Source organism: Arthrobacter sp. HMWF013 (genome assembly GCF_003061105.1).
Classification (GTDB): domain Bacteria; phylum Actinomycetota; class Actinomycetes; order Actinomycetales; family Micrococcaceae; genus Arthrobacter.
The window spans coordinates 1-5,182 of the sequence record NZ_QAIQ01000159.1; the positions used below are offsets into that span (position 1 = coordinate 1).

The 5,182-nt window shown below is 63.3% G+C and carries 6 protein-coding genes; 4 read left to right on the forward strand and 2 right to left on the reverse strand.

All coding sequences use genetic code 11. The annotated features are described in order from the left end of the window. Window positions 1-169 precede the first annotated feature (169 nt). From msrA to epsC, 3 genes are all read left to right on the forward strand, one after another. Window positions 170-694 (forward strand): peptide-methionine (S)-S-oxide reductase MsrA, encoded by a 525-nt coding sequence (msrA, locus tag DBR22_RS07265; protein WP_108598452.1) that lies wholly within the window; start codon window positions 170-172, stop codon window positions 692-694. A 65-nt stretch (window positions 695-759) separates the two neighbouring features. Beyond that, window positions 760-1,695, forward strand: a complete 936-nt coding sequence (cysK, locus tag DBR22_RS07270) for a cysteine synthase A (RefSeq protein ID WP_108598453.1) — start codon at window positions 760-762, stop codon at window positions 1,693-1,695. A gap of 40 nt (window positions 1,696-1,735) precedes the next feature. Next, window positions 1,736-2,320 carry a serine O-acetyltransferase EpsC gene (epsC, locus tag DBR22_RS07275; RefSeq protein ID WP_108598454.1) on the forward strand — a complete coding sequence of 195 codons (585 nt, stop codon included), beginning with the start codon at window positions 1,736-1,738 and terminating at the stop codon, window positions 2,318-2,320. A 27-nt stretch (window positions 2,321-2,347) separates the two neighbouring features. Here epsC and DBR22_RS07280 read toward each other — a convergent pair whose 3' ends face one another. Further along, window positions 2,348-3,181: an oxidoreductase gene (locus DBR22_RS07280; protein WP_108598455.1), complete on the reverse strand. Its 834-nt coding sequence runs from the start codon at window positions 3,179-3,181 to the stop codon at window positions 2,348-2,350. 126 nt (window positions 3,182-3,307) lie between these two features. Then, a complete protein-coding gene (gene gndA, locus DBR22_RS07285) occupies window positions 3,308-4,744 on the reverse strand; it encodes an NADP-dependent phosphogluconate dehydrogenase (protein ID WP_108598456.1) in 1,437 nt (478 codons plus the stop codon). Window positions 4,745-4,919: 175 nt separating this feature from the next. On the opposite strand from gndA, the gene DBR22_RS07290 reads away from it, so the two are divergent. Beyond that, the coding region (locus tag DBR22_RS07290; RefSeq protein ID WP_146187421.1) for a FadR/GntR family transcriptional regulator at window positions 4,920-5,182 on the forward strand (263 nt) is incomplete at its 3' end.

The following is a 5,182-nucleotide window of genomic DNA, read 5'->3' on the forward strand; positions in this document are numbered from 1 at the left end:
GTCGTCGAGCTTGCCCGCATCTTTGAGGCCGGTGTCTACAGGGTCCATAGACTCAGTTTTACCCCATCCGGCGTTCCCGCCTGCATGTGGGACGGTCCCATCGGTATCGGGAACACTCCCGTAAAGTGGGCCCGGGAATCATCCGGGACGCTCAACCATTGAAGAGGTCATGAAAACTTTTGTTCTTGGCGGAGGTTGCTTCTGGTGCCTTGACGCCGTGTACCAGAAAACCAAAGGTGTGAGCTCGGTGGTTTCGGGCTACACCGGCGGCCACGATCCCAACCCCGATTACTACTCGGTCTGCAGCGGAACCACCGGCCACGCCGAAGTTGTAGCCGTCACGTTCGATGAGGATGTCATTCCCGCCGAAGTCATCCTGGACATGTTCTTCGCCCTCCACGATCCCACCACGCTGAACCGGCAGGGCTACGACGTCGGCACCCAGTACCGGTCTTCCATGTTCTACGAGACCACTGAGGAGAAGATCCTTTTCGAGGAAGCCATCGAGCGGAACCAGGCTTTGTGGGCACACCCGATCGTGACCGAGGTCAGCCGGCTGCCGCGGTTCCATGTGGCGGAGGATTTCCATCAGGACTATTACGCCAAGTACCCGGAACAGGGCTACTGCCAGGTGATCATCAACCCGAAACTCGCCAAGGCCAGGAAATATTACTCTGCATGGCTTAATGCTTAGCAGCCGCCGCACCCCCCTCGTTAGGCTGACCTCAGTATTCACACTTGAGAGATAGGCATATCTACATGGCACGGATCTATGACGATGTTACGCAGCTGGTCGGCGGCACCCCGCTGGTCCGTCTGAACCGACTGAGCGAAGGCCTGGACGCTACCGTCGCCGTCAAGCTTGAGTTCTACAACCCGGCCAACAGCGTCAAGGACCGCATCGGCGTGGCCATCGTCGACGCCGCCGAAAAGTCCGGCGCCCTCAAGCCCGGCGGCACCATTGTTGAAGGCACCTCCGGCAACACCGGCATCGCCCTGGCCATGGTGGGCGCTGCCCGCGGGTACAAGGTCATCCTGACCATGCCGGAGACCATGTCCACCGAACGCCGCGTGATGCTCCGGGCCTTCGGCGCGGAAATCGTCCTGACGCCGGGCTCCGAGGGAATGCGCGGCGCCGTGGAGAAGGCCCAGGAAATCGTGGCCAACACGGAGAACTCCATCTGGGCCCAGCAGTTCGCCAACGAGGCCAACCCCGAGATCCACCGCACCACCACGGCCGAGGAAATCTGGTCCGACACCGACGGCAAGGTGGACATCTTCGTCGCCGGCATCGGCACCGGCGGCACCGTCACCGGCGTCGGCCAGGTCCTGAAGGAACGCAAGCCGGAAGTCCAGATCGTCGCCATCGAACCGAAGGATTCCGCCATCCTGAACGGCGGCGCTCCCGGACCGCACAAGATCCAGGGCATCGGCGCCAACTTCATCCCGGAAATCCTGGACACCAACGTCTACGACGAAGTCCTGGACGCAACCCTGGAGGACTCCGTACGGGTTGCGCGCGAGCTCGGCGTCAAGGAAGGCATCCTGGGCGGCATCTCCTCAGGCGCCATCGTCTGGGGCGCCCTGGAACTGGCCAAGCGGCCGGAGAACGCCGGTAAGCTGATCGTCGCCATCGTCTGTGACTTCGGAGAGCGTTACATCTCCACCGTGCTCTATGACGATATCCGCGGCTGATTCAACAGCTGTCGGCCCCATTTCCTGTAGAAAGAACTTTGTGGGCTTTTTCGCAAGACTAAAAGAAGACCTCGACGCCGCCCGGTCGCACGACCCGGCGGCCCGGGGTTCTTTTGAGAACTTTTTCGCTTATTCAGGGCTTCATGCCATCTGGATCCACCGCCTGACGCACAAAATGTGGCGGAATCCAGGGCTTCGCTTCCCGGCACGGCTGGTGTCCCAGTTGGGCCGCTTCCTGACCGGAATCGAAATACACCCCGGAGCCACCATTGGCCGCCGCTTCTTTATCGACCACGGCATGGGTGTGGTGATCGGCGAGACCGCCGAGATCGGCGAAGACGTCATGATCTATCACGGCGTCACGCTCGGCGGCCGGTCGCTGGCCAAGGTCAAGCGCCATCCCACCATTGAGGACCGGGTGACCATCGGTGCCGGTGCGAAGATCCTGGGGCCCATCACCATCGGCCGGGACAGCGCCGTGGGCGCCAACGCCGTAGTGGTCAAGGACGCTCCGCCGGAGTCGATCGTGACCGGCGTGCCCGCCAAATGGCGTCACCGGGACGCACAGCGCGAAACAAAGCCGGCAGTGGATCCCGCCGAATACGACATCGAATACCGGATCTGAGCATTCACCGAGCGGTCGAACCTCGGTTTAGCGTGCGATGCGCTTGAGCACCAGGGTCACTGCCGCGTCATAAAGGCGGTCCGGCAACAGCCTTCTGAGAGCGAGGATGGCCGCCGCTCCCCTGCCCACCGGATAGCGGGTCCTGGGGCGCGCTGAAGTGGCTGCATGCAGCACGGCTTCCGCGATGATCTCCGGCCGGGTTGACGATTCAGGGTTGTCGGTGGTGGCCAGGACGGCCGCCATGTGCCTGGCCTGGTCCGCGTACGGGCCTTCGCCGCTGCTGGCCCGCAGGCCGTCCGCTGAAATGCGGCCCCATTCGCTGAGCGTACTGGCCGGTTCAATGATGCAGACCTCGATTCCATGCGGTTTGAGCTCCAGCCGGAGCGAATCGCTCATGCCCTCGACGGCGAACTTGGTGGCGTGGTACCACGCGCCCAACGGCTCATAGAACTTGCCGCCGATGGAGGATACATTGATGATCCTGCCCCGGCCCGCCGCCCGCATGGCCGGCAACACCAGTTGCGTCATCCGGGCCAGCCCAAAGACGTTGACATCGAACTGGCGCCTGCCCTCGGCCAGGTCCACCTGTTCCAGGGCCCCGTACGACCCATAGCCGGCGTTGTTGACCAGGACATCGATCCGCCCGCGTTCCTCCAGAACCCGTCCGACGGCGGCACGCATCGATTCGTCGTCGGTCACGTCCAGCGCCAGGACGTGGATGCCCATGGCCTTTAGGGGCTCCATCCGGTCCACCCGGCGGGCGCCGGCATAGACCGTAAAGCCCTGGCCGCTGAGCTTCATGGCCGCCTCGTAGCCGATGCCGGTGGAAGCTCCCGTAACTAACGCTACTGGCTGGGACATGTGGACTCCCTTGGTGGACGGACCCCTATGGTGGCGCCGAACGCCAACGGCCGGCACCTCCCAGAGTATCCGGGAAGTTCCGGCCGCAGGTTTCGCAGCGTGGTGCAGTTGTGTGGTGGGTGGCGCCTAGTGGGTATCCACGGCTTCGATTTCGGACTTGTCTTCGCCCCAGAGGGTGTGGAACGTGCCCTCGGCATCAACACGGCCGTAGGTGTGGGCACCAAAGAGGTCGCGCTGGCCCTGGATCACTGCGGCCGGCAGGCGCTTGCGGCGCAGGCCGTCGTAGTAGGCCAGCGAGGAGGAGAACACGGGCACGGGAATACCCAGCTGGACAGCGGTGGAAACCACACGGCGCCAGGCAGGCAGGACATCGGCGATCGCTTTGGTGAAGGCCGGGGCGAACAGCAGGTTGGCAGGCTTGTCCTCCGCCGCGTAAGCCTTGGTGATGTCCTTCAGGAGCTCGGCACGGATGATGCAGCCGCCGCGCCAGAGGGACGCGATCTCGTCCAGCTTCAGATCCCAGCCGTATTCCGTGGCCGCAGAGGTCAGCATGTCCAGTCCCTGGGCGTAAGAGACCAGCTTGGAGGCGTACAGCGCCTGGCGGACGTCTTCGACGAACGTTTCCGGAACCTCGACGGCGATTTCCTCACCGGCAAGCAGTTCCTGGCCGAGCTTGCGCTGTTCTGCCTGCGAGGACAGGGCGCGGGCGAAGACGGACTCGGCGATGCCGGAGACCGGCGAACCCAGTTCCAGGGCGGAGATGACCGTCCAGCGGCCGGTGCCCTTCTGGCCTGCGGCGTCCACCACGACGTCGACGAACGGCTTGCCCGTCTTGGCGTCCACGTGGCCGAGCACCTGGGCGGAGATTTCGATGAGGAAGGAGGCGAGATCGCCCTTGTTCCACTCTTCGAAGATCTTGGCCTGGTCTGCCGGCTCAATGCCCGCCCCGGAGCGCAGGAGGTCAAACGCTTCGCCGATGACCTGCATGTCGGCGTATTCGATGCCGTTGTGGACCATCTTGACGAAGTGTCCGGCGCCGTCGGTGCCGATCCAGGCACAGCAGGGCTGGCCGTCTACGTGCGCGGCGATCTTCTCCAGCAGCGGGCCGAGGGCTTCATAGGATTCCTTGGACCCGCCGGGCATGATGGACGGGCCGTTGAGGGCACCTTCCTCACCGCCGGAGACTCCGATGCCGACGAAGTGCAGGTCCTTCTTGGCCAGGGCTGCTTCGCGGCGGCGGGTGTCCTCGTAGTGGGAGTTTCCGGCGTCGATGATGATGTCGCCGGCTTCCAGCAGCGGTTCCAGCTGCTCGATGACCGAGTCCACGGGCTTGCCGGCCTTGACCATGATCAGGACACGGCGCGGCTTCTCCAGCGAGTCCACCAGTTCCTGCAGGGTTTCGGTGCGGACGAAGTCGCCGTCAGTGCCGTGCTTTTCGAGAAGTGCATCAGTCTTTTCCACCGACCTGTTGTGCAGGGCAACCGTAAAACCGTTACGGGCAAGGTTGCGGGCCAGGTTGGCGCCCATTACCGCTAGGCCGGTGACACCGATGTGTGCAGACATCAAAAACTCCAATTCATTGTGTGCAATGGATGTGCAGGTGGCTCCGCATTCATGGCGAAGCAGGCTGGCACGAACCACAGGGTCCGAATAAAGCATATATATTCAATCGGCTTCGGGAAAGCGGGGCCCACTCTATGAAACGCGGCCAGCCGTTTCCCAGTCTAGGCTTGACACCATGTCGACCAGCCTGCATCACCGTGCCATTGAGAATCTTGGCACCCGGATCATTACGGGCGACCTGCCCACCGGTCACGTTATGCTGGCCGAGCACCTTGAAGAAGAGCTGCGGGTTTCCCGTTCCGTGGTGCGCGAGGCCGTGCGCGTTCTCCAGTCTCTGGGCCTGGTGGAAACCATCAAGCGGGTGGGCATCCGGGTGCTGCCGCCGAGCCGGTGGAACCCGTTTGATCCCCAGGTCATCCGCTGGAGGCTGTCCAGCGA